At 69.7% G+C, this 24,124-nt stretch carries 19 protein-coding genes, 1 other RNA gene and 3 pseudogenes; 21 read left to right on the top strand and 2 right to left on the bottom strand.

Translation table 11 applies throughout. From position 1 onward, the window contains the following. Window positions 1-98: 98 nt before the first annotated feature. The 15 genes and pseudogenes from sppA to murG all read left to right on the top strand — a co-directional run bounded on the left by sppA (window position 99) and on the right by murG (window position 16,067). A complete protein-coding gene (sppA, locus tag MBEBAB_RS05845; protein ID WP_021697018.1) occupies window positions 99-1,874 on the top strand; it encodes a signal peptide peptidase SppA in 1,776 nt (591 codons plus the stop codon). Between the two features lie 126 nt (window positions 1,875-2,000). Further along, the gene (locus MBEBAB_RS05840; RefSeq protein WP_021697017.1) at window positions 2,001-2,333 is read left to right on the top strand and encodes a hypothetical protein; all 333 of its coding nucleotides are present in this window, start codon (window positions 2,001-2,003) and stop codon (window positions 2,331-2,333) included. 42 nt (window positions 2,334-2,375) lie between these two features. Next, the gene (locus MBEBAB_RS05835) at window positions 2,376-3,143 is read left to right on the top strand and encodes an N-acetylmuramoyl-L-alanine amidase (protein ID WP_021697016.1); all 768 of its coding nucleotides are present in this window, start codon (window positions 2,376-2,378) and stop codon (window positions 3,141-3,143) included. Between the two features lie 89 nt (window positions 3,144-3,232). Next, on the top strand, window positions 3,233-4,141 hold the full coding sequence (locus tag MBEBAB_RS05830; RefSeq protein WP_021697015.1) for a hypothetical protein: 909 nt from the start codon (window positions 3,233-3,235) through the stop codon (window positions 4,139-4,141). A gap of 39 nt (window positions 4,142-4,180) precedes the next feature. Continuing rightward, window positions 4,181-4,563, top strand: an RNA gene (gene rnpB / locus MBEBAB_RS15050) — RNase P RNA component class A. Between the two features lie 267 nt (window positions 4,564-4,830). Beyond that, entirely contained in the window at window positions 4,831-5,307 is a 477-nt protein-coding gene (locus tag MBEBAB_RS05825; RefSeq protein ID WP_021697014.1) for a division/cell wall cluster transcriptional repressor MraZ, read from the top strand. Beyond that, window positions 5,304-6,260, top strand: coding sequence for a 16S rRNA (cytosine(1402)-N(4))-methyltransferase RsmH (rsmH, locus tag MBEBAB_RS05820; protein ID WP_148291451.1), 957 nt, complete (start codon window positions 5,304-5,306; stop codon window positions 6,258-6,260). The genes MBEBAB_RS05825 and rsmH overlap by 4 nt, the downstream gene beginning before the upstream one ends. Continuing rightward, complete coding sequence (ftsL, locus tag MBEBAB_RS05815) at window positions 6,257-6,625, top strand: cell division protein FtsL (RefSeq protein ID WP_021697012.1); 369 nt, start codon at window positions 6,257-6,259, stop codon at window positions 6,623-6,625. The genes rsmH and ftsL overlap by 4 nt, the downstream gene beginning before the upstream one ends. Continuing rightward, the gene (locus tag MBEBAB_RS05810; protein ID WP_021697011.1) at window positions 6,622-8,358 is read left to right on the top strand and encodes a peptidoglycan D,D-transpeptidase FtsI family protein; all 1,737 of its coding nucleotides are present in this window, start codon (window positions 6,622-6,624) and stop codon (window positions 8,356-8,358) included. Before ftsL ends, MBEBAB_RS05810 begins: the two co-directional genes overlap by 4 nt. A 23-nt stretch (window positions 8,359-8,381) precedes the next feature. Then, window positions 8,382-9,818, top strand: coding sequence for a UDP-N-acetylmuramoyl-L-alanyl-D-glutamate--2,6-diaminopimelate ligase (locus tag MBEBAB_RS05805; RefSeq protein WP_045318935.1), 1,437 nt, complete (start codon window positions 8,382-8,384; stop codon window positions 9,816-9,818). Then, complete coding sequence (locus MBEBAB_RS05800; protein ID WP_021697009.1) at window positions 9,818-11,251, top strand: UDP-N-acetylmuramoyl-tripeptide--D-alanyl-D-alanine ligase; 1,434 nt, start codon at window positions 9,818-9,820, stop codon at window positions 11,249-11,251. The genes MBEBAB_RS05805 and MBEBAB_RS05800 overlap by 1 nt, the downstream gene beginning before the upstream one ends. Beyond that, window positions 11,248-12,359: pseudogene (gene mraY / locus MBEBAB_RS05795) on the top strand (phospho-N-acetylmuramoyl-pentapeptide-transferase). The gene MBEBAB_RS05800 and the pseudogene mraY overlap by 4 nt, the downstream one beginning before the upstream one ends. A 1-nt stretch (window position 12,360) precedes the next feature. Continuing rightward, on the top strand, window positions 12,361-13,800 hold the full coding sequence (murD, locus tag MBEBAB_RS05790; RefSeq protein WP_021697007.1) for a UDP-N-acetylmuramoyl-L-alanine--D-glutamate ligase: 1,440 nt from the start codon (window positions 12,361-12,363) through the stop codon (window positions 13,798-13,800). Further along, a complete protein-coding gene (gene ftsW, locus MBEBAB_RS05785; protein ID WP_021697006.1) occupies window positions 13,797-14,984 on the top strand; it encodes a putative lipid II flippase FtsW in 1,188 nt (395 codons plus the stop codon). The genes murD and ftsW overlap by 4 nt, the downstream gene beginning before the upstream one ends. Continuing rightward, window positions 14,981-16,067 (top strand): annotated as a pseudogene (gene murG, locus MBEBAB_RS05780) (undecaprenyldiphospho-muramoylpentapeptide beta-N-acetylglucosaminyltransferase). Before ftsW ends, murG begins: the two are co-directional and overlap by 4 nt. On the opposite strand, the gene MBEBAB_RS05775 reads toward murG, so the two are convergent. Continuing rightward, the gene (locus MBEBAB_RS05775) at window positions 16,064-16,534 is read right to left on the bottom strand and encodes a hypothetical protein (RefSeq protein WP_021697004.1); all 471 of its coding nucleotides are present in this window, start codon (window positions 16,532-16,534) and stop codon (window positions 16,064-16,066) included. The pseudogene murG and the gene MBEBAB_RS05775 sit on opposite strands and share 4 nt — an antisense overlap. Before the next feature lie 113 nt (window positions 16,535-16,647). Here MBEBAB_RS05775 and MBEBAB_RS05770 point away from each other — a divergent pair, with 113 nt between their 5' ends. Continuing rightward, entirely contained in the window at window positions 16,648-17,790 is a 1,143-nt protein-coding gene (locus tag MBEBAB_RS05770; RefSeq protein ID WP_021697003.1) for a mechanosensitive ion channel family protein, read from the top strand. Here MBEBAB_RS05770 and MBEBAB_RS05765 read toward each other — a convergent pair. Beyond that, on the bottom strand, window positions 17,735-18,205 hold the full coding sequence (locus MBEBAB_RS05765) for a surface-adhesin E family protein (RefSeq protein ID WP_045318932.1): 471 nt from the start codon (window positions 18,203-18,205) through the stop codon (window positions 17,735-17,737). The two genes, MBEBAB_RS05770 and MBEBAB_RS05765, sit on opposite strands and share 56 nt — an antisense overlap. Window positions 18,206-18,288: 83 nt before the next feature. Between MBEBAB_RS05765 and murC the strand changes: the two genes are divergently transcribed. The 5 genes and pseudogenes from murC (at window position 18,289) to ftsA (ending at window position 23,939) form a co-directional block, all read left to right on the top strand. Beyond that, the gene (gene murC, locus MBEBAB_RS05760) at window positions 18,289-19,731 is read left to right on the top strand and encodes a UDP-N-acetylmuramate--L-alanine ligase (protein WP_021697001.1); all 1,443 of its coding nucleotides are present in this window, start codon (window positions 18,289-18,291) and stop codon (window positions 19,729-19,731) included. Between the two features lie 148 nt (window positions 19,732-19,879). Beyond that, window positions 19,880-20,778, top strand: a pseudogene (gene murB, locus MBEBAB_RS05755) (UDP-N-acetylmuramate dehydrogenase). Between the two features lie 15 nt (window positions 20,779-20,793). Then, complete coding sequence (locus MBEBAB_RS05750; RefSeq protein WP_021696999.1) at window positions 20,794-21,732, top strand: D-alanine--D-alanine ligase; 939 nt, start codon at window positions 20,794-20,796, stop codon at window positions 21,730-21,732. Then, a complete protein-coding gene (locus MBEBAB_RS05745; protein ID WP_045318931.1) occupies window positions 21,720-22,604 on the top strand; it encodes a cell division protein FtsQ/DivIB in 885 nt (294 codons plus the stop codon). Before MBEBAB_RS05750 ends, MBEBAB_RS05745 begins: the two co-directional genes overlap by 13 nt. 12 nt (window positions 22,605-22,616) lie before the next feature. Continuing rightward, window positions 22,617-23,939 (top strand): cell division protein FtsA, encoded by a 1,323-nt coding sequence (gene ftsA / locus MBEBAB_RS05740; protein ID WP_021696997.1) that lies wholly within the window; start codon window positions 22,617-22,619, stop codon window positions 23,937-23,939. Window positions 23,940-24,124 lie beyond the last annotated feature (185 nt).

Raw genomic sequence — 24,124 nt, 5'->3', positions numbered from 1 at the left:
AGTTCGCGCGTTACGGGACGTTCATTTGACGGTGACGGGTCAGGCCCTATGGTCCGGGGTGGCCTCCTACTGGCCGAACGACGGTTTTCAGGAATCCGATGAAGCAGTTCGCACTCACCATCGCCGGGGTCTTTGTCGGGCTTCTGTTGTTCATTATTGGAATTCCAGTCCTTCTGATCGCTTCCGCCGCCGGGTCGTCCAAACCTGCGGTGCCGGCCCAGGCGGTGCTTGAGCTGGATCTGCGCGGCGGCCTGACCGACCAGGCGCCCACCAATCCCTTCGCCGGGTTCGGCGGGTCGGGCCTGTCGGTGATGCGCGTCGTGGACGTGCTGGCCCAGGCCCAGGACGATGACCGCATCAAGGTGGTGCTGGTGCGTCTGCCGGAAAGCGGCATGACCCCGGCCTCGGCCGACGAGCTGCGCCAGGCCATCCAGCGCTTCCGCGCCTCGGGCAAGCCGGTGATCGCCCACTCCCAGGGCCTGATGCCGCTGGGCGCGGTGGTCTCCACCTACATGCTGGGTGCCTCGGCCAGCGAGTTCTGGATGCAGGAGAACGCCAGCTTCCAGGCCACGGGCCTGGCCAGCGAGGAAATCTTCTTCGGCCGCGCCTTCGAGCGTTACGGGATCACCGCCGATTTCGAGCAGCGCTACGAGTACAAGAACGCGGTCAACACCTTCACCCAGAGCGGTTTCACCGAGTCGCACCGCGAGGCGGCCGAAGGCTGGATGACCTCCATCTATGAGAGCGCCCTGGCCAACGCCGCGAGCGACCGCAGCATGGAGCTGGACGCTCTGCGCACCGCCTTCGAATCCGGCCCCCACACCCCGGCCGAGGCCGAAGCCCTGGGCCTGATCGACAACACCGGCGGCGTGCATGAAGCCGAGGCCGAGGCCCGTCGCCTCGCCGGCGACAACGGCCGCATCATCCGGTTCAGCGAGTATTCGAACGCCGTGGGCGAGCGCACCGGCTCGGGCCGCAACGCCATCGCCATCGTCGGCGGCGAGGGCGCCATCCTCACCGGACGCAGCTCCGCCGATCCGTTCGGCGCCGGATCGATGATGAGCTCCGACGACATCGCCGCCGCCATCTATGACGCCATCGAAAACGACTCCGTCCGTGCCATCGTCTTCCGCGTCTCGTCGCCGGGCGGCTCGCCGGAAGGCTCCGAACAGATTCTGGACGCGGTGCGCGCGGCCAAGGCGGCGGGCAAGCCGGTGGTTGTGTCCATGGGCGCCTATGCGGCCTCGGGCGGCTACTGGATCTCGTCCGAGGCCTCGGCCATCGTGGCCCAGCCCTCGACCCTGACCGGCTCCATCGGCGTGTTTGGCGGCAAGTTCGTGCTGGACGAGGCCCTGGGCCGGTTCGGCGTGGACATCAGCGGTCTGACCGTGGGCGGCGAATACGCCGACGCCTTCACCACCGAGCGGCCCTTCAACCAGGCCGAGCGGGCCGCCTTCTCCGGCTGGATGGACCAGGTCTACGAGGACTTCGTCACCCGCGTCTCCACGGGCCGCAATCTGCCCGCCGCCCGGGTGCGCGAGATCGCGCGCGGCCGCGTCTGGACCGGCGCCCAGGCGCGCCAGCTGGGTCTGGTCGACGAGGTCGGCGGCATCCATGAAGCCATCCAGCGGGCCAAGGCCCTGGCCGAGATCCCCGCCGATGAATCGGTGCGCTTCCGCCGCTATCCGCGTCCCCTGTCCACCTGGGAGGCGCTGGGCGAAGCGTTCGGCTCGTCCAGCGAGGCGGCCGAGACCCTGGTTCGCGTGGGGGCCGTCATGGACGACCCGGACGTCCAGGCCGTGATGGCCCGGGCCCGGGCCGAACGCATGCGCTCCCAGGGCGCCGTGGTCATGGCCGATCAGCCCCTGCGCTGACACACTCACCTGTGAGGGGATGTCGCATTGACGGCGTCCCCTCGCGGACCGACATTGCCGTTCAAGCGTTGAGCAGGATCACCGCCTCTTCAGTGATCATTCATGACGGCGTCCCCAAGGTAGCTCATGACCCAGTTCCAGACCCGCTTCACCCGCATCGGCTTCACCACGCGTCCCGCGCGCGGATCGGGGCTGATGGGCTCGGTCATGTGGCTGGGCGGCATGATCGCCGCCGGGATCGCCGTGACCATCGGCGCCCTGCTGGCCATCTTCACCGCAGCCGCCGTGGCCGTGATCGCCCTTGTCGCCGGCATCGTGATGTTCCTGACCGGCTTCGCCCTGCGCGCCCGCCGTTCGGCCCGCGCCCGCACCGCCGCGGCCGGCCCTGACGGCGTGATCGAGGCCGAGAAGGTGGGCGACACCTGGGTGGCCCACGGCTGGGAACGCCAGGGCCGCTAACCTGCGCTTCCCATCAGGCGCGGTCCGGTCGAATATGACCCCATGACCGCCCTCGACTTCATCGACGCCCCGACCCCCAACACCGACGCCCGGCGCGCCCCGCCGGACATGATCCTTCTGCACTACACCGGCATGCAGACCGGCGCCGAGGCGCTGGACCGCCTGCGCGATCCCGAGGCGCGCGTCTCGGCCCACTATGTGGTGGAGGAGGACGGCCGGGTGTTCCGCCTGGCGCCCGAGGAACGCCGCTGCTGGCATGCGGGCGTGTCCTGGTGGAAGGGCGACACGGACATCAACGCCGCCTCCATCGGCATAGAGATCGTCAATCCCGGCCACGAATGGGGCTATCGCGCCTTTCCGGAGGTCCAGATTCAGACGGTGCTCGCCCTGGTCGCCGACATCCGATCGCGCTGGACCATCAGCGACGATCGCATTCTGGGGCATTCCGACGTGGCCCCGCGCCGCAAGACCGATCCCGGCGAACTGTTTCCCTGGAAGCGGCTGGCCGAGGCCGGCCATGGCTTGTGGTTTGAACCGGCCGCCGAACGCATCGCCGCCCTGGGCCCGCCGCTGGGGCCCGGCGACGAGGGTCTGGGCGTTCACGTGCTTCAGGCCGGGCTGCACCGCTTCGGCTACGAGCCCGCGCCGTCGGGGGTCTATGACGAGGACACCCGTGTCGTGGTCGAGGCGTTTCAGCGCCACTGGCGGCCCGAGAAGGTGGACGGCATCGCCGACGGCGAAACCCGCGCCCGTCTGATGGGTCTTCTGCAATTGGCCCAGGTCGAGACACTCACCGGCGTGCTGCCATAAATTCGACTTTAGCGTGTAGCATGGTGAAAAGCGCGACGTTTCGGCGTGAACGGCTGTCGCCGCACGTCACCCTCTGCTAGCGGGACTTCATGATGATCACCCCTCTGCTTTTCGCCCTGACCCTGTTCGGACAGACCGCCCAGGAGCCGCAAACCGCGCCCGACACCCCCGTGACCGAGGTGGATGAAGTCACCGTTACGGGTCAGCGTGTGCGGGAGGCCGTGAACAACTTCCTCGACGAGGTCACGGATCCGCCGCGTGGTCGGGGGCCCGCACGCTGGAGCGACAGCGTCTGCGTGGGCGCGGTCAATCTCAGGCGCGAGTCAGGTCAGTACGTGGTCGACCGGGTCTCCGAGGTCGCCCTGGATCTGGGCCTGGATATCGGTGAGCCGGGGTGCAGCCCCAATATCCTCGTCCTCGCCACCGAGGACGGCCCGGGCCTGGCGCGGGCCCTGGTCAGCGAGCGGCCCTATGCGTTTCGGCCGGGTTATGCCGGCGCGTCCCAGAGCCGCGCCAGCCTGCAGCGGTTCCAGTCCACTGAGCGCCCGGTGCGTTGGTGGCACGTGAGCTTGCCCGTGGACGCCGACACCGGCGTCGCCGCCGTGTCGATGCCGGGCGAGGGCCCGGCCATGGTGAGCGTTCAGGGCAGTCTGTTGCGGACCGAAATTCGCAATGACCTGACGCGAGCCTTCATCATTGTCGATTTCGTCAGGGCGGAGGGCGTCAGCCTGGAGCAGCTGGCGGACTATGTGGCCATGGTCGCCTTCGCCCAGGTCGACCCCGAGGCGCGGACCCTAGCTTTCGACACCATCCTAAACCTCTTCGAGGATGAAGCGGCGCCGCCGCGCATGACCGATTGGGACATGGCCTATCTCAGATCCCTGTACTCGGCCGAGCTGAACCAGAGATCATCAAGCGCCCAGCGCGGAGCCATCGCCTCGTCCATGAGCCGGGACCGTGAGCGGGCCGAGCCCCAGGCCGAGACCGACGACGAATAGCCTTCTGAAGATCATCCCCGGCGTGTTAGACTGACCACGCCAGACGGCCGGGCGGTCGCGGCGGGCCAGGAGAGATCCTGTCTCGTCGAGGAAAGTCCGGGCTCCACGGTGAAAAGGCGGCGGATAACTTCCGCCCGGGGTGACCCGAGGGACAGCGCCACAGAAAGCAAACCGCCTTCTTCGGAAGGTAAGGGTGAAAGGGTGGGGTAAGAGCCCACCGCGTCTTCGGCAACGCAGACGGCACGGCAAGCCCCGCCTGGAGCAAGACCGAATAGGGACGTCGCGCGGCCTCGGCCGCAGGGCTCACCGCCTGGGACGTCCGGGTAGGTCGCGAGAACCGGTCAGCAATGGCCGGTCCAGAGGAATGATCGTCGCCGGTCTTCGGACCGGAACAGAACCCGGCTTACAGGCCGTCTGGCATTTCAACCCCGTTAACCGGTGAGGCGCCCATGTGGCGGGCACAGTCATCCACAGGCTGTGAATACTTATTTGTTCTACGAATGTTCTGAAAGTTAACAGAAACGGCCGCCCAGATCGGGTCTTCATGGTTAAGAAGTGTCAACTAATCCCATTGTCTCCCAACTGATCCCATGATACCCCAATAGCGAACCTGGGGAGGGTCGGCATTGTGTCGGTCCGCATGCGGCGACGGGTGTCGGGACGGATCGACGGATCCGAGGCGGGCAAGGGTGTTTCTCTCAACCCACGAGAAGCAGCTGGACGCAAAACGGCGCCTGCAGGCGCCGCAGGAATTCCGCACCGCCGAAAACGGCGCCGTCACGGGCCTCTATTGCTTTCCCTCCATCGAGGCTGACTGCCTGGAGGCGGGCGGCGAAGGGTTCGTGGCCGCCTATCGCGCCTTCATCGACAGCATCCCGTTCGGCGACCCCTTCCGCGCGGCCATGGAAAGCCAGTTCTACGGCGGACTGAAGCAGCTCTCCTACGACACCGCCGGGCGCATCACCCTGACCGAGGCCCTGGTCGAACGCGGCGGCCTCACGTCCGAGGTGGTGATGGTCGGCCTGGGCGACCGCTTCCAGATCTGGGACCGCGCCCGCTGGCGCGAGCATGAGGCCGAGCAGCGCAAGCTGGCCCAGCAGGCCATGCGCGAGATGGGCGAGGCGCGCCGCCGCGCCAGCCTGGCCGTACGCGGGGAGGGCGGCTGATGACCTCTCCCCACGCCCCCGTCCTGCTGGATGAAGTGATCGAGGCGCTGGACCCGAAGCCGGGCGACGTCATGATCGACGCCACCTTCGGCGCCGGGGGCTACACCCGGGCCATCCTGGCGCGCGGCGCGGCCGTGGTGGGGCTGGACCGTGATCCCACCGTGCGCGCCCACGCCGACAAGGTCGCCGCCGATTTCCCCGGCCGGTTCGAGCTGAAGCAGACGCCCTTCTCCGGCCTGTCCGCCGCCTTCGCCGAGACCGGCCATGACCGTCTGGACGGTGCGGTGTTCGACATCGGCGTCTCGTCCATGCAGCTGGATCAGGCCGAGCGCGGATTCTCCTTCATGCGCGACGGCCCGCTGGACATGCGCATGTCCAGCGAGGGCGAGAGCGCCGCCGACATCGTCAACAGCTGGGACCACGGCCCGCTGGCCCACATCCTCAAGCTCTATGGCGAGGAGCGTCAGTCCGGCCGCGTGGCCACGGCCATCCTGCGCCGCCGTGTCGAGCGGCCCTTCACCCGCACGCTGGATCTTGCCGAGGTGGTGGAGAAGGCCCTGGGCGGCCGTCGCGGGGCCCCGATCCATCCGGCCACCCGCACCTTTCAGGCCCTGCGCATCGCCGTGAACGACGAACTGGGCGAACTGACCGCCGGTCTGGAGGCGGCCGAGGCGACCCTCGCGCCCGGCGGACGGCTGGCGGTGGTCACCTTCCATTCGCTGGAGGACCGCATCGTCAAGGCGTTCCTGACCGAGCGCACCGGCAACACCCCGGGCGGCTCGCGCCATGCGCCGCTGCAGATCGAGACCCGCGCGCCCAGCTTCACCCTGATGTTCAAGGGCGCCCGCGAGGCCGGGGAGGCGGAGCGCGCCGGCAACCCCCGCGCCCGCTCGGCCCGGCTGCGCGCCGCCGTGCGCACCGAGGCGCCCGCCTGGGGGAGGATGGCCGCATGACCGCCGTCCTGCGCTCCGTGTTCGACTGGAAGGTCCGCGGCTTCCGCGTGACCGAGATCATCGGCGTGGCCATCCTGGCCGCCGTCGTCGTGTCCGTCTATTTCGTGAAGGCCCAGGCCGCCCGCCAGAGCGCCGAGATCGCCACGCTTCAACGCGACATCAGCGACGAACGCCAGCGCGTCCGTCTGCTGACCGCCGAGACCGCCCGCCTGGAAGAGCCGGGTCGGCTGGAGGCCCTGTCGCGTCAGGCCGGTCTGGCGCCCATCTCCGTGGAGCAGCGCGCCGATCTGGACTCCTTGCCCGCGCTGGCGTCCGGACAAACGACGCCCGAACCCGCCGATGTCGAAGCGGAGGCCGCCCAGTGAGTTCGGTCGAACCGCGTCACATTCCCTCCGCGACGCCGTCCTGGCGCTGGCTGACCGGCCTGATCTGGTGGATCGAGCACGCCTTCGAGCGCGCCAAGGCGGACCAGCGGCCCGAGGAGGACACCCGCGTCCGCATCGCCCTGATGCTGATCGTCTTCAGCGTCCTGTTCATCGCCCTGGTCGGCGGCGCGGGACACGCGGCCCTGCTGTCGGGCGACCCTGGCGCGGGCGGCTGGCGCGCCGGTCCTGTGCTGGCGCGCGGCGACCTGACCGACCGCAATGGAAACCTGCTGGCCGCCAACATCCGGCACTACGGCCTCTATGTGGAGCCCGCCGAGGTCTGGGACCGCGAAACGGCGCTGGAGGCCATGAGCGCCGCCCTGCCGCGCCTGCCCCACGACCGGCTGCGCGAGGCGCTGTACGGCGACCGACGCGTGGTGGTCATGAACGGCCTGACCCCGCCCGAGCGCGCCGCCCTGCACGACCTGGCCCTGGGCGGCGTCTATTTCGAGGCCGAGAATGCGCGGGTCTATCCGCTGGGCGGCTCTGCGGCCCATGTCATCGGCTTCGCCGGAGAACGGGGCGTCACCGGCGCCGAACTGGCCTTCGACCGCGAGATCCGCCGCGCCGGAGCGACGGGCGAGGCGGTGCCCCTGTCCATCGACCTGCGGGTCCAGGCGGCGCTGGAGAACGAGCTTTACGCCGCCGCGGCCGAGATGGGCGCGCGCGGCGCGGTCGGCGTCATCACCAACATCCAGACCGGCGAAGTCCTGGCCATGGCCAGCTATCCGAACTTCGACCCGAACCGCCGGGGCGAGACCGGCGACGCCGAACTGAACCGCGTCACCTCCGCCCACTACGAAATGGGGTCGGTCTTCAAGGCCTTCACCGTCGCCGCTGGCCTCGACACTGGCCAGGCCGACATGACCACCACCTTCGACGCCTCGGACCCGCTGCAGATCGGCAACCGCACCATCCGCGACTTCCACGCCCAGAACCGCGTGATGACGCTGGAGGACGTGTTCCTGCACTCGTCCAACATCGGCACCTCGCGCCTGGCCATCGAGATGGGCGGCGACACCATGCAGCGCTATTTCCAGGATCTGGGCCTGCTGGACGCCGCGCCCATCGAACTGCACGAATCCGCCGCCCCGCGCCGTCCGGTGAACTGGCGCGACACCACCCTGGCGTCCCTGTCCTTCGGCTACGGCATCATGGTCACCCCCGCACAGGCGGCGGCGGCCATGGGCTCGCTGCTGAACGGCGGCCGCTATGTGCCCCTGACCCTGCGCCCCGCCGACGGCCCCCATCCCGGGTTGCGCCGCGTGGTCAGTGAGGACACCTCGCGCGAGATGCTGGCGCTCATGAGGGCGAATGTGGTGCGCGGATCGGGTTCACGCGCCGACGCGCCCGGCCTGCGCGTGGGCGGCAAGACCGGCTCGGCCAACAAGGTGGTCAACGGCCGCTATGACCCCACCGTCGCCATCGGCACCTTCGCCGCCGTCTTCCCCACCGACGGGCCGCTGGATGCGCCGCGCTACATGGTCTTCATCCTGATGGACGAGCCCCAGGGCTATCCGCGCACCGGCGGCTTCGTCGCCGCGCCGGTGGCCGGGCGCGTCATCGACCGCATCGCCGGCTTCCTGAACGTGGGGCGCGGCGCCGACCGCTGGCGCACGGCGACCGGCGCGCCCATCCCCCAGCCCGAAGACCGCGCGGGGGCCGCCCAGTGAGCCTGCTCGACGCGCGCCCCGAGATGCGTCTGTCCGACCTGCTGCGCCGCGACGTCGGTCACGACCCGGTCATCACCGGCGTGACGGCCGACAGCCGCAAGGTCGCGCCCGGAACCCTGTTCGCCGCCATTCCCGGCGCGTCGGCCGACGGCCGCGCCTATATCCCCCAGGCCCTGTCGGCGGGCGCCGCCGCCATTCTGGCCCCCAGCGACACGCCGGGCGAGGCCGCGCCGGTGCTGGTGCCCTGCGGCGATGTGCGGCGCTCCTACGCCCTGGCCGCGCGGAGCTTTTTCGGGACGCAGCCGAAGACCTGCGTGGCCGTCACCGGCACCAACGGCAAGACCTCGGTGGCCGCCTTCTGTCGCCAGATCTGGACCCTGCTGGGCATCGAAGGGGCCAGCGTCGGCACCCTCGGCGTCTGGCACGGCGACCAGGCCCTGACCCGCGCCAGCCTGACCAGCCCGGACGCCGCAGACTCGGCCCGAATCCTCTCCAAGCTCGCCGGGCGCGGGGTCACCCACGTGGCGCTGGAGGCGTCTTCCCACGGGCTGGAGCAGCGCCGTCTGGACGGCGTGTCGCTGAAGGCCGCCGCCTTCACCAACCTGACCCAGGACCATCTGGACTATCACGGCGATATGGAGACCTATCGCGCCGCCAAGCTGCGCCTGTTCGACTCCCTGCTGCCGCGCGGCCGCACGGCGGTGCTGAACGCGGATTCGCCCGCCTACTCCGGTTTCGCCGCGCACGGCTTGATGGCGGGTCTGTCGATCATGGGCGTGGGCCAGCGCGGCCGTGACCTGGGCCTGATCGCCCGCCAGACGACCAGCGAGGGCCAACGCCTGACCATTGACGCGAAGGGCGAGGTCTTCGAACTGATGCTGCCGCTGGTCGGCGCCTTTCAGGCCTCCAACGCCCTGGTGGCGGCGGGCCTGTGCATCGCGGCCGGCGAGGCGCCCGACCGCGTGCTGGCGGCGCTGGAGCATCTGCAGGGCGCCGAGGGGCGCATGCAGCATGTGGCCACGGGCCCCCGGGGCGGCGACGCCTATGTGGACTACGCCCACACGCCCGACGGCCTGGAGACGGTGCTGACCTCCCTGCGGCCCCATGCGACGGGCCGGCTCATCGTGGTGTTCGGCTGCGGCGGCGACCGGGACCGGGCCAAGCGGCCCCTGATGGGCGCCATCGCCCAGAAACTGGCGGACGTGGCCATCCTGACCGACGACAACCCGCGCTCCGAGGATCCCGCAGCCATTCGCGCGGACGCGAAGATCACCGCCCCCGACGCCATCGAGATCGGCGACCGGCGCGAGGCCATCCGCCACGCCCTGTCCATGATGCGCGACGGGGATGTGGTCGTGGTCGCCGGAAAAGGGCATGAACAGGGTCAGATCGTCGGCGGAATCACCCATCCCTTCGACGACGCCCAGGAAATCGCCGAGGCCCTGAAGGAAGACGCGTGATGCCCCAATCGTCGGGGAAAGACCCCCTCTGGACGGCCGTCGACATCGCCGTCGCCACGGGCGGCCGCATGGACGGCGCCGGGTTTCAGGCCCGGGGGATCACCTTCAACAGCAAGGAAGTCGAGCCCGGCGACCTGTTCGTGGCGCTGAAGGGAGCGCGCGACGGCCATGAGTTCGTCGCCTCGGCCTTCGAGGCGGGCGCGGCCGGCGCCCTTGTGGAGCGGCCCGTCGACGGCGGTCCCTGCATCGTGGTGCCCGATACGCTGAAGGGGCTCGAGGCGCTGGCCGCCGCCGCCCGTGACCGGGCGCCCCAGGTGCGGCGCGGCGCAGTCACCGGTTCGGTCGGCAAGACCAGCGTCACCCAGGCCATCAAGGCGGGTCTCGATCTGGCCGGTCCCGCCCACGCCTCGGTCAAGAGCTTCAACAACCACATCGGCGTGCCCCTGACCCTCGCCCGCATGCCCGCGGATGTGGAGCGGGCCGTTTTCGAGATCGGCATGAACGCGCCGGGCGAGATCGCGCCCCTGTCGCGCATGGTCCAGCCCCATGCCGCCTGCGTCACCACCGTGGGGCCGGTGCACATCGAGGGCTTCGCCGACGGTGAAACCGGGGTGGCCAATGAAAAGGCCGCCGTGTTCGAGGGCCTGGGGCCCGGCGGCGTGGCGGTGATCAACGGCGACAACGACTGGGCGCCCCTTCTGCGGCAGGCGGCCCTGCGGGCCAGTGCGCGGGTGGTCAGCTTCGGCGCCTCGGCCGACGCCGACGCCCGGCTGATCGATTTCACGCCCAATCCGGACGGTGCACGGGTCGAGGCTGAGATCTTCGGCCGCCATTATGTGTTTTCGCTCAAGCAGTCCGGTTTCCACTGGGGCCACAATTGCCTGGCCGTCATCCTGATGCTGGACGCCCTGGACGTGCCCGTCGAGACGGCGCTGGAGGCCCTGTCGGAATTCCAGCCGCTGGCCGGACGGGGACAGAACAAGAGCGTCGCCATTCGCGGCGGTTCCTTCCTGCTGATCGATGAAAGCTACAACGCCAACCCCCTGTCCATGCGGGCCGGCTTCCTCAGCCTGGGCGCGCGGCCCGTGGCGGCTGGCGGGCGGCGCATGGTCGCCCTGACCGACATGCTGGAGCTGGGCGACCAGTCCGAGGCCCTGCACGCGGGACTGGCCGAGACCATCGACGCGGCGGGTCTGGATCTGGTCCACACCGCCGGCCCGCAGATGAAGCGCCTGCATGACGCCCTGCGCCCCGAGCGCCGGGGCCTTTGGCGCGAGACCGCCGCCGACCTGGCCGAGGCCCTGGTCGAGGAAGTGCGGCCCGGCGACATCGTCATGGTCAAGGGATCGAACGGCTCGAAGGCTTCGGCGATCGCCGCGGCCCTGGCCGACATGGAGCGTCGCCGCGACGCGCAAGAGGGCGCCGCCTCATGATTTATCTGCTGTATCTCTACTACGCCGACGTGGCCCAGGCTTACCCTCTGCTGAACTTGGTCCAGTACCAGACCGTGCGCGTGGGTCTGGCGCTGGTCACGGCCATGATCGTGGCGGTGGCCATGGGCCAGCGCTTCATCGACTGGATGCGGGCGCGTCAGGGCAGGGGCCAGCCCATCCGCGCTGACGGGCCGGAAAGCCACGTTCTGACGAAGCAGGGCACGCCCACCATGGGCGGGCTGATGATTCTGGCAGGCATCGCGGCGGCTGTGCTGCTGTGGGGCGATCTGACCAACCCCTACATCTGGATCGTCTCGCTGGTGACCGCGGCCTTCGGCATCCTCGCTTCATCGACGACTACGCCAAGGTGACCAAGCAATCCTCCGCCGGCCTGACCTCGAAGCAGAAGCTGCTTGCCCAGGTGGTGGTGGCGGTCATCGCCGGGGTCCTGACCGTGGTCTGGATGCAGATCTCGCCCACCTCGCCGGGTCTGGAGACCTCGGTGGCCTTCCCGTTCTTCAAGGAAGTGCTGCTGAACATCGGCTGGTTCTATGTGGTGTTCGCCGCCGTGGTCATCATCGGGGCGTCCAATGCGGTGAACCTGACCGACGGCCTCGACGGGCTGGCGGTGGTGCCGGTGATGATGGCCGCCGCCGTGTTCGGCATCATCAGCTATCTGGTCGGCAACTTCCTGTTCTCGGAATACCTGCAGGTGCACCATGTGCCCGGCGCGGGTGAACTGGCCATCTTCTGCGCCGCCATCATCGGCGGGGGCATGGGCTTCCTCTGGTACAACGCCCCCCCGGCCAAGATCTTCATGGGCGACACCGGATCGCTGGCGCTGGGCGGCGCCCTGGGTGCCATGGCCGTGGCCACCAAGCATGAACTGGTCCTGGCCATCGTCGGCGGCCTGTTCGTGGTCGAGGCCCTGTCGGTGATGATCCAGGTGGCCTACTTCAAGGCCACCGGAAAGCGCATCTTCCTGATGGCCCCCATCCACCACCATTTCGAAAAGATGGGCTGGGCCGAATCCACCGTGGTGGTCCGCTTCTGGATCGTGGCGGCGATGCTGGCCCTCGTCGGCCTTTCGACCCTGAAGCTGAGATAGCATGATCACCGTCCCCGGTTTTGAAGGGCGGCGAGTCGCGGTCTTCGGGCTGGGGCGCAGCGGCCTGACCGCCGCCCGCGCGCTGCAGGCCGGCGGCGCCGAGCCCGTGCTTTGGGACGACAGTCTGTCCAGCCGACTGCAGGCCGAGGCCGAAGGCTTCGCGGTCGAGGACCTGTCCCGCGCGGACTGGTCGGACTTCGCCGCCCTGATCCTGTCGCCCGGCGCGCCCCTGACCCATCCCTCGCCACACTGGACCGTCCAGATGGCCAAGGACGCGGGCGTGCGGGTCATGGGCGACATCGAGCTGTTCGCCCGCGCCGTGTCCGCCCTGGCCGAGGTCGAGCGGCCCAAGGTCATCGCCATCACCGGCACCAACGGCAAGTCCACCACCACCGCCCTGATCGGCTGGATCCTCCGGCAGGCGGGCCGCACGATCCATGTGGGGGGCAATATCGGCATCGGCGTCCTGGCCCTGCCCGAGCCGACGCCCGACGCCATCTATGTGATCGAGGTCTCGTCCTATCAACTGGACCTGACCAGCCGCTTCGGGCCGGACGTTGCGGTGCTGACCAACATCAGCCCGGATCATCTGGATCGTCACGGCGGCATGGCGGGCTATGTGGCCGCCAAGCGCCGCATCTTTCAGGAGCAGCCGCCCGGCGGTGTGGCCGTGATCGGTGTCGACGACCCGTACAGCCAAGGCGTGGCCCGGGGCCTGTCCGCCTTCGTTCCGGTCACCGTGGCTGCGCCGGACAGCGACGACGAATGGACGCCCCGCGTTGATGACATGGACGGCGTCGGCCTGCGGGGCGGTTGGCTGATGGACGGGGACGAGCGCGTCGCCGATCTGTCCACGGCGGTCTCCCTGCCGGGCCGCCACAACGCCCAGAACGCGGCCTGCGCCTACGCCGCCGTGCGCGCCGTGGGCCTCAGCCGCGACGAGGCCGTGCGGGGCCTGCTGACCTTCCCCGGACTGGCACACCGGATGGAGCCGGTCGCCCGGCTCGGCCGCGTGGTGTTCATCAACGACTCCAAGGCCACCAACACCGACGCGGCGAAACAGGCCCTGGCCAGTTATCCGCGCGTCTGGTGGATCGCCGGCGGCCGCGCCAAGGACGGCGGGATCGCCGACCTGGTCCCGCTGTTTGGGCACATCGCCCACGCCTATCTGATCGGTGAGGCGGCCGACGCCTTCGCCGCCGAGATCGACGACGCGGCGCCCGTCTCCCTGTGCGGCGACATCCAGGCCGCCGTCGCCGCGGCCGCCCGTGACGCGGCCGACTGGGCCGAGGCCAACGATGAGGACGCGGTGGTGCTGCTCAGCCCAGCCGCCGCCTCCTTCGACCAGTATCCGGACTTCGAGGCGCGGGGCGAGGCGTTCCGCGCCGCCGTGCTGAGCCTCGGCGCCGTGCCGCCCGTGATCGAGGATGCCGCGTCATGACCGTGAACAGCTACGCCCATCCGTTCTCGCGCAACGACACCTCGCCCATCGCCCAGTGGTGGTGGACGGTGGACAAGGGCCTGCTGGCGGCCGCCTCCACCCTGATCTTCCTGGGCGTGGCCCTGTCCTTCGCCTCCAGCCCGGCCGCGATCCGGGCCGATGAGTCCATCACCGATCCCTTCCACTACGCCTGGCGCATGATCGTGTTCGCGGGGGCCGGGGGCGGGGCCATGCTGATCGCCTCCCTGCTGTCGCCGCGCGGGGTGCGGCGCATCGCCGTGCTGGCGCTGATCTGCGCCATCATCGTCATGATCCTGCTGCCCTTCATCGGCAACGAGGTGAAGGGCGCCGCCCGCTGGATTAACCTCGGCCCGTTCGGCCTGCAGCCGTCGGAGTTCGCCAAGCCCGGCCTGATCGTCTTCGCCGCCTGGATGTTCGCCGAGGCGCAGAAGGGGCAGGGGGTGCCGGGCGTCTCCATCGCCTTCGCTGTCTATGTCCTGACCGTGGGCCTGCTGGTGATCCAGCCGGACATCGGCCAGACGCTGCTGATCACCACCACCTTCATGGCCGTGTTCTTCATGGCCGGGGTGCCGATCCGCTGGATGGCGGTGCTGGGCGGCATCTTCATGGCCGGATTGGTGGCGGTTTACGTGGTGTTCGACCACGTGCGCGACCGGGTGGCCAAATTCCTGTCGCCGGGCGCCGCCGACACCTATCAGATCGACCGCGCCTCCGAGGCCATCTCGGCCGGCGGCCTGCTGGGCCGCGGGGTGGGCGAGGGCGTGATGAAGCGCAACGTGCCCGACCTGCACACCGACTTCATCTATTCGGTGGCGGCCGAAGAGTTCGGCCTTGTCTTCTCGCTGATCTTGATCGCCCTCTACGCCTTCATCGTGCTGCGCGGCCTGTCGCGCGCCATGAAGCTGGCCGACCCGTACCAGCAGACGGCGGCGGCGGGCCTGTTCATGCTGATCGGCCTGCAGGCCACCATCAATATCGCGGTCAATCTGAACCTGATCCCCACCAAGGGCATGACCCTGCCGTTCGTCAGCTATGGCGGCTCGTCCATGCTGGCCATGGGTCTGACCATGGGGTTCGCCCTGGCCCTGACCCGCCGTCGTCCGGGCGCCTATGAACCGGGCGCCTTGCTGCCGCGCAACCGCCGTCGCATCCTGCCGCGATGAGTCCTTCCCGAGTTTGCGTCCTCGCCGCCGGCGGCACCGGCGGCCACATGTTCCCCGCCGAGGCTCTGGCCCGGGAGATGGCCGCGCGCGGCTGGCGCATCGTGCTGGCCACCGACCGGCGCGGCGAGCAGTACGCCCACGGCTTCCCCGCCGAGGAGCGCCTCGATCTGGACGCGGCCACGGGCTCAGGCCCGCTGGGCATGCTCAAGGCGGCGAGCGCCATCGCCCAGGGCGTGCTGCAGGCCCGCAAGGCGTTCGACCGTCTGAATCCGGCGGTGGTCGTCGGTTTCGGAGGCTATCCGTCCGCCCCCGCCCTTCTGGCCGCCATCAGCCAGAAGCGGCCCACCCTGATCCACGAACAGAACGCCGTGCTGGGCCGCACCAACCGCTGGCTGGCCCCCTATGTGGATCAGGTGGCCTCGGCCTTCCCGACGCTGGAGCGGGCGCCCGACAAGATCCGCGCCCCCATTGAGGTGGTCGGCATCCCCGTGCGCGCCGAAATCCGCGCCCTGCACGACCGCGCCTATGTGGCGCCCGACTACCGCATCCGGGTGCTGGTCACGGGCGGCAGCCAGGGCGCGCGCATCCTGTCCGAGACCGTCCCTCGCGCTCTCGCGACCCTGCCCGAGACCCTGCGCGCCCGGCTCAAGGTGGAGCAGCAGAGCCGCGCCGAGTCACTGGAGGCCGCGCAGCAGATATACCTTGAGGCCGGAATCGCCGCCGAGGTGGCGCCTTTCTTCCGCGACATGGCCGCGCGCCTGTCGGGCGCCCACCTGGTGATCGGCCGGGCAGGGGCCTCCACGGTGTCCGAGCTCGCCGTCGCCGGCCTGCCCTCGGTCCTGATCCCGCTGAAGATCGCCACCGACGATCACCAGCGCGCGAACGCGAAACTGCTGGCCGATGCGGCTCCGCCTGGGTCATCACCGAGGACGACCTGACGGTGGACAGCCTGACCGCGGCGGTTCAGTCCCTGCTGTCCAGTGCGTCGGGCCTGGCCGCCCGCGCCGCCGCCGCCCGCTCCGTGGCCATGCCGGACGCGTGAAGCGCCTGGCGGACATCGCGGAGCGCACCGCCCGGCTCTAGTTTCCCGCTTCGCGCAGCCGGAAATATTCCTGCGACAGCTCATAGGCCTCCTGTGGTCCCGAGAACGGCTCGCCGTCCCGGAAGTCCTCGCAGGCCGCCTGCACCAGACGCTCGCGGACGGTCCCTGGCTCCGCCTGCTGCGCCGGACGGATCGTGTGCTGGCCGTACTCGTACTGCATGGCGTCGAAGAACTCGGCCCGCGTCGTGCGGGTCGTGCGGGCCACGCAGTCCACCTCGACGCGATAGGCCGTCCCGTCCCAGTCCGGCTGCTCGGGGGTGCGCGGATAGAAGTGCCACCACCACATGGCGCGACCGCCGTCGGGGTCCACATCAACTGTCCCGCGCGCGTGGAGATTGGCGCCCTGCACCGCGACCAACTCCAGCACCTCGTCCCGGGATTGCTGATCCGGGTTCCGCTCCGGCTGGGCGAGAGCGGCGGCGATCAGGGCGGCGGCGAGCATCGACATGGTTGTCTCTTCAGTCATTCGGGGCGCAGCATACCCGCCGCCCGCACACACAGGCCTGATCATCCCTGACGCCGGGCCTTTCCGCCGGCCCTCATGCCGCCTAGGCTCCAGCCATGCCCGAACCGATCCTGAATCTGACCCGCGAGGTCTTCGCCCTCTGGCGTCAGTTCGCCTGGCTGCCGGAATGGGCGGTGATCGGGCTGGTTATTCTGGCCACGGTGGCGGCGGGACTGATCGCCAACAGCATCGTGTTCCGCATCCTGATCTTCTTGGTTCGAAAGCGGGACCTGTTCTGGCGCGGGGTGGTGGCGCGGGCGCGGTTCAAGGTGCGGCTGGCGGTGCTGATCATCGCCTTCGCCCTGGCCATCACCATCTCGCCCCTGGACCCCGCCACCAGCGAGTTCATCCGCCGCACCCTGCTGTTCGCCTTCATCGGGGTGACCGGCTGGATGGTGATCGGCGCGGTCGACATGTGGGCGGTGGTCTATCTGCGCCGCTTCAATATGGAGTCCGAAGACAATCTGATCGCGCGCAAGCACGTCACCCAGACCCGCATTCTCCAGCGCGTCGCGGCCGTGCTGATCGCCCTGATCACCGTCGCCCTGGCGCTGCTGACCATCCCCGAGGTCCGCCAGTGGGGCCTCTCTCTGCTGGCCTCGGCCGGCGTGGTGGGCATCATCGCCGGCCTGGCCCTGCAGCCGTTCCTGACCAACCTGATCGCCGGCGTCCAGATCGCCACGGCCCAGCCCATCCGCATCGATGACGCGGTCATTGTCGAAGGCGAGTTCGGCAACATCGAGGAAATCACCTCCACCTATGTGATGGTGCGGCTGTGGGACTGGCGGCGCATGGTCCTGCCCCTGACCTATTTCATCAACACCCCTTTCCAGAACTGGACCCGCGACAGTTCGCGCCTGATCGGATCGGCCTTCTTCTTCGTGGACTACGCCGCGCCCATCGACCGGCTGCGCGCGGCGTTCGAAGCCATCGTCCGGGCCTCGCCCCATTGGGACGGCGACGTGATGGCCCTGCAGGTCACCGACATCACCGAGCGCACCCTTCAGGTCCGCACCCTGATGAGCGCGCGAAACGCGGGCGCCGCCTTCGACCTGCGCTGCGAGGTGCGCGAGAAGCTTATGGCCTTCATGCGCGACGCGTGCCCGGAGGCCCTGCCGCGCGAACGCTTCGCCGCCGAGGACGTCAGTCCGTCGACCCAGGGCCATCCAGCTCTGCCAGAAGCGCGCGACCCCGACTGACGGCCGCCGCCGCAGAGGTCACGACCTCGGCCTCCGCCGCAGCTTCTCCACAGGCGATGTCGAACAGATCGCCCATGTCGCCGCCGGGGCTGACCGGGGCGGGCGGCGTGGCGTCCGGCGTGGCCGGTCCCTCGGTCCCGTCCTCGGCAAGCGAAGCGAAATCCAGCCGGTCGCCGGTGCGCGCCGCGCAGTCGAACCGCCAGTTGGACCAGCCGCCCGCATAGGCCCGCCCGCCCGCCTCGAAGCCCGGCTCCACCACCTGAAGCGCCCGGATCGTCACGACCTCGCCTTCCCGCTCCAGACTGGCGCGGTCGGCGAACACGGCGAACCGACCGACGCTGCTGAGGACCAGATCGTGGTCGACAGGCTGCGGCGCGGCGGCCTGAAGAGCGGCGGCGAATAGGAGGGCGAGCATGGTCCTCGCCTAGCAGCGCGCGGAACCACAGGCAAAGCGCCTTGGCCCTTCGCATGCGGGATTGTGACGGCTATAGCCCTGTGATGATCGCGCGCCTCAGACCCGTCCCGTTCCATCTCGGCCCCGTCCATTTCGTCGGTATCGGCGGCATCGGCATGAGCGGCATCGCCGAGATCATGCTCAAGATCGGCTATCTTGTGCAGGGCTCCGACGCCAAGGCCAGCGCCAACACCGAGCGGCTGGAGGCCCTGGGCGCCCGCATCTTCATCGGCCACGACGCCGCTCATGTGGGCGAGGGCGTGTCGGCGGTGGTCTATTCCACCGCCGTTAAGGCCGACAATCCCGAGATGGTCGTCGCCCGCCAGCGCCGCATTCCCCTCGTCCGCCGGGCCGAGATGCTGGCCGAGCTGATGCGGCTGCAATTCTCCATCGCGGTGGGCGGCACCCACGGCAAGACCACCACCACCTCCATGATTGCGGCCCTGCTGGACGCCGGCGATCTGGACCCCACGGTGGTCAATGGCGGCATCATCAACGCCTATGGCACCAACGCCAAGGTCGGCGACGGCGACTGGATCGTGGTGGAGGCCGACGAGTCGGACGGCAGCTTCCTGCGCCTGAAGTCCACCGTGGCCATCGTCACCAACATCGACCCGGAGCATCTGGATCACTACGGCGACTTCGACGCCGTGCGCCGGGCCTTCGTGGACTTCATCGAGAACATTCCCTTCTACGGCTTCGGCGTGGTCTGTCTGGACCATCCCGAGGTCCAGAAGCTGGTGGCCACCATCGATAATCGCCGCCTCATCACCTACGGCGTGAATCCCCAGGCCATGGTGCGGGCCGAGCACTGCGAGATGGGCCCCGACGGCGCCCGCTTCGATGTGGTGATCCAGGGCGCCGGTCTCGCCGCGCTGGAGGAGCCCCTCCGCATCAGCGGCCTGCACCTGCCCATGGCGGGCTGGCACAATGTCTCCAACGCCCTGGCCGCCATCGCCGTGGCCCGCGAGCTGGGTGTGGACGACGAGTCCATCCGCAAGGGCCTGGCCGGCTTCGGCGGGGTCAAGCGGCGCTTCACCACCACCGGCATCGTGGACGGGGTCCGCATCGTGGACGACTACGGCCACCACCCGGTGGAGATCGCCGCCGTGCTGAAAGCCGCGCGTCAGGTGGTGGACACCGCCGCCGGCGGCAAGGTGATCGCGGTGGTCCAGCCGCACCGCTTCACCCGCCTGCGCGACCTGATGGAGGACTTCTCCACCTGTTTTTCCGACGCCGACACCGTGCTGGTGGCCGACGTCTATGCGGCGGGCGAGACGCCCATCGAGGGGATCGACAAGCACGCCCTGGTCGAGGGCCTGCGCCGCTATGGGCACAGGCATGTCCTGCCGCTGGAAAACGCCGCCGTCCTGCCCCGCGCGATCAAGGACGAGACCCACCCCGGCGACGTGGTGGTCCTGCTGGGCGCCGGCGACATCACCGCCTGGTCCTACGCCCTCCCGGCCCAGCTGGAGGCGCTGGGGTGACTTCTCATACCGCTCATCCCGGCGAAGGCCGGGATCCAGATCGTATGGCGAGGCGTCCGAAGGTTTGCATTGCCGGTCTTGGCCGTGGGGCCCGGTTTGTGATTTTGCATCTGGATCCCGGCCTTCGCCGGGATGAGCGGAGTTAAGTATGGCCTGGACAGATGCCTTGCCTACCGTGCGCGGCAAGCTGCTGCGGGACGAGCCGCTGGGCCCCTACACCTGGTTCCGGGTGGGCGGGAACGCCGACGTGTTGTTCATTCCCGCTGACGCCGACGATCTGGCCGACTTTCTGAAAGCGCTGGACCCTGCGGTCCCGGTGCAGGTGCTGGGCGTGGGCTCCAACGTCATCGTCCGCGACGGCGGCGTGGAGGGCGTCGTCGTCCGTCTGGCCGGTCGTCCCTTTGGAAGCGTGACGGTCGAGGGCGACACGGTCACCGCCGGCGCCGGCGCCTGGACGCCATGGTCGCCCGCGCGGCGGCCAAGGCAGGCGTGGCCGGGCTGGAGTTCTATGCGGGCATCCCGGGCGCCATCGGCGGCGCCCTGACCATGAACGCGGGCTGCTACGGCGCCGAGACGAAGGACGTGCTGGTCTCGGCCTGGGGCCTGAACCGGGCCGGCGAGCGGGTCGACTATCAGCTGGCCGATTTCGGCTACACCTATCGCCATTCCGAGGCGCCCGCCGACATCATCTGGATCGAGGCCACCTATCGCGGTCGTCCCGACGACCCGGCGGCGGTGCAGGCCCGCATGACCGCCATCACCGAGCGGCGCGAGACCACCCAGCCCATCCGCGAAAAGACCGGCGGCTCCACCTTCAAGAACCCCGAGGGGCATTCCTCGTGGAAGCTGGTCGATGACGCCGGCTGGCGCGGCAAGGCGTTCGGCGGCGCAAAGTTCAGCGAGCTGCATTCCAATTTCATGATCAATTTCGCCGACGCCACGGCCGCCGACATCGAGGGTCTGGGCGAGGCGGTCCGCGCCGACGTTAAGGATAAATTCGGCGTCGACCTGCAATGGGAGATCAGGCGCATCGGGCGGCCCGCCTGAGCGCGGAGCTCGACCATGAATCGCCCGATCCAGGAACTTCACGTCGCCGTCCTCATGGGCGGCATCTCGCCCGAACGGGAGGTCTCCCTGTCGTCCGGCCGCATGTGCGCCGACGCCCTGGAAGGGCAGGCGGCCCGTGTCACCCGCGTGGACGCCGGGCGCGACCTGGCCCAGGTCCTGGCCGAGCTGAAGCCTGACGTGGCGTTCAACGCCCTGCACGGCGTCTGGGGCGAGGACGGCTGCGTCCAGGGCATCCTCGAGACCCTGCAGATTCCCTACACCCACTCCGGCGTCCTGGCTTCGGCCGTGGCCATGGACAAGGACAAGTCCAAGGCTGTGCTGAGGGCCGCGGGCATCGTGGTGCCCGGCGGCGGTCTGTTCGACCGCCACGAGGTCGCCGCGCGCCATGTCATCGCGCCGCCCTATGTGATCAAGCCTAACGCCGAAGGCTCGTCCGTCGGCGTCTATCTGGTGCGCGAGGGCGCGAACCGTCCCGTCGCCGAGGTGGGCGAGCCCGGCTGGACCTATGGCGAGCAGGTGATGGTCGAGCCGTTCATCGCCGGCAACGAACTGGCGGTGACGGTTCTTGGGGAGAAATCCGGCCCCCGCGCCCTGACCGTGACCGACATCACCCCCACCAAGGGCTTCTATGACTATGAGGCCAAATACACGCCGGGCGGGTCGCGGCACGTGCTTCCGGCCGATCTGCCGGCCCGCGTGTTCGAGGCGGCCCTGCGGATTTCCGAGCGTGCGCACACCGCACTGGGTTGCCGAGGCGTGACTCGATCGGACTTTCGTTATGACGATCTTAACGACGATCTTGTTCTGCTGGAGGTCAATACCCAGCCCGGCATGACGCCGACCTCGCTCGCACCCGAGCAGGCCGCCTTCACCGGAATGGCGTATGTGGATCTGGTTCGGTGGATGGTGGAGGACGCCTCATGCCCGCGGTAGTGCGCGGCGGTCGGCGACAGAGTTCAAATCAGGCCCCCCGAAAGAGCGCTCCCAGGAAAGGGGCGCCGCGTCGGGGCGGTTCGCGCAACGCACCCGCGACGCCCGGCAAGATGGCGGCGCTGGGGCGTCTGGACCTGTCGCCCCGCGCGGTGATCATCAGCTTCGTCGCCGGCGTCGTGCTGGTGGGCGTTGTGCTGTTCACAGGCGCGCGCGCCGATCGCATCGGCGCGTCCGTCTCCAGCGGCGTGAACGACCAGCTGGCCGGTATGGGCCTGGCCCTGAACCGCGTGCACATCACCGGCGCCTCCGACGAGGCCCGCCCCGCCATCCAGGCCGCCATCGACCTGACCCAGGGCCAGCCCATCACCGCCGTCGATCTGGACGCCGTGCGCGCCTCGGTGGAGGACGTGGGCTGGGTCCGCTCGGCGCGCGTGGTGCGCCTGCTGCCCGACACGGTCGTCGTGGCCGTGACCGAACATGACCGCCTGGCCGTCTGGCAGACGGGCGGCCGCAACTATGTGGTGGACAGCACCGGACAGGTGATCCCCGGCGCCGACCCGGGCCGCTATCCGCGCCTGCCGCTGGTGGTGGGGACGGGCGCAGCCGAGGCCGCCTCGGACATCCTGCCCCTGCTGCGCCAGCGTCCGCGCCTGATGACCCGCGTCGAGGCCCTGGTCCGCGTGGACGAGCGGCGCTGGGACGTGCGGCTCCGCAACGGCGGCGTCATCCAGCTGCCCGCGACCAATCAGGAGGCGGCCCTCATCCAGCTGGACTCCATGGACCAGCGCGAGCGTCTGCTCGACCTCGGCTTCGAGCGCGTGGATCTTCGCGCTCCCGACGCCGTGGCCGTGCAGCCGACCGGCGAAGCCTAGGGGGAGGGCGTCATGTCGCGAGATCGAAACGAATCCGGTCAGGCCATGGGCGCCCACAACCGCGCGCCGGTGGTGGCCGCGCTGGACCTGGGCCACTCCAAGATCGCCTGCTTCATCATGAAGCCCGAGGGCGTGCGTCACGCTGACCGCACCGTGCGCGTGGCGGGCGCCAGCCACGTCCAGTCGCGCGGCATCAAGGGCGGCTCCATCGTCAACATGGATGAGGCGGCCCAGGCCATCGGTCACGCCGTCGAGCGCGCCGAGCGGGCGGCCGGGGCCCCGGTTTCGGGCGTCATCGTCTCCACCGCCATCGGCCAGACCGCCAGCCACCGGGTGCAGGCCCGCGTCTCGCTGGGCGCCAATCCCGTCGGCGACGCCGACCTGGCCCGCGCCATCGCCACCGCCCTGGCCCAGATTCGCCTGCCGAACCGCCGCCCCATCCACGTCCTGCCCGTCGCCTGGTCGGTGGACGGCTCCCGTGGCGTGCGCGACCCGCGCGCCATGCGCGGCGCCTCCCTGGGCCTCGATCTGCTGGTGGTCTCCATGGCCGAAGGCGTCTTCGCCACCCTCAGCCATTGCCTCGAGCTGGCCCACCTGGATCTCCAGGGCGTCGCCGCCGCCCCCGTCACCGCCTCGCTGGCGGCGCTGGAGGAGGACGAGATGGATCTGGGCTGCGTCGCCATCGACATGGGCGGGGGCTCCACCTCCGCCGCCGTCTGGGGTGGAGGCAGCCTGCTGCACGTGGAAAGCCTCAACGTGGGCGGCGAGCATGTCACCTCGGACATCGCCCGCGGCCTGTCGACTTCCAAGGCGGGCGCCGAGCGACTCAAGACCCTGCACGGTTCGGCCATGGCCTCGCCCAACGAGGACCGCGAGATGCTGGAGGCCCCGCCGCGCGGCGAGGACGCCTCCGCCGGTCCCGTCATCGTTCCCCGCGCCATGCTCAAGACCGTCATCGCCCCGCGCGTGGAAGAGACGCTGGAGCTGCTGCGCGACCGTCTGAGGGCGTCCGGCCCCGGGCTCGAGCCCGGCACGGGCGTGGTCCTGACCGGCGGCGCCAGCCAGCTGAACGGCGTGCGCGAACTGGCCGTCCGCGTGTTTGACCGCCCGGTGCGTCTGGGCCGTCCCCAGCGCGCGCCCCACCTGGCCGACGCCGCCTCGGGTCCCGCCTTCTGCTCGGCCGCCGGCGTCCTGCTGCGCGCCGCCTACGGCCCGCGCGAATCCGTCTCGGCCCGCAAGCTGATGTCGCGTCAGCTCAGCGCCGCCGACGCCCCCCGCGTCCATTCCGGCGGCTTCATCGCCCGCGCCGCAGGCTGGCTGCGCGAGAATCTCTGACGCGCAAGATCATCCCGTTTCCCGCCCGGATTGCGGCCGACTGTTGCGGGACTGTGGCGAGATTGTAACATTACCGACGCCAGTTCGCCGCGAAGTCGCCTCAATGCTTGCCCGAGCGCCAATCGCCGCTACTGTCGCGCTAGGGGGCGCATCAGCCGATTGCGGCGCCTGTCTGTGTTCCACAT

Origin of the sequence: Brevundimonas abyssalis TAR-001 (assembly GCF_000466985.1) — a bacterium.
Lineage (GTDB): Bacteria > Pseudomonadota > Alphaproteobacteria > Caulobacterales > Caulobacteraceae > Brevundimonas > Brevundimonas abyssalis.
The sequence above is the reverse complement of the archived record's forward strand: the minus strand, read 5'-3'. Positions and strand labels throughout refer to the sequence as shown.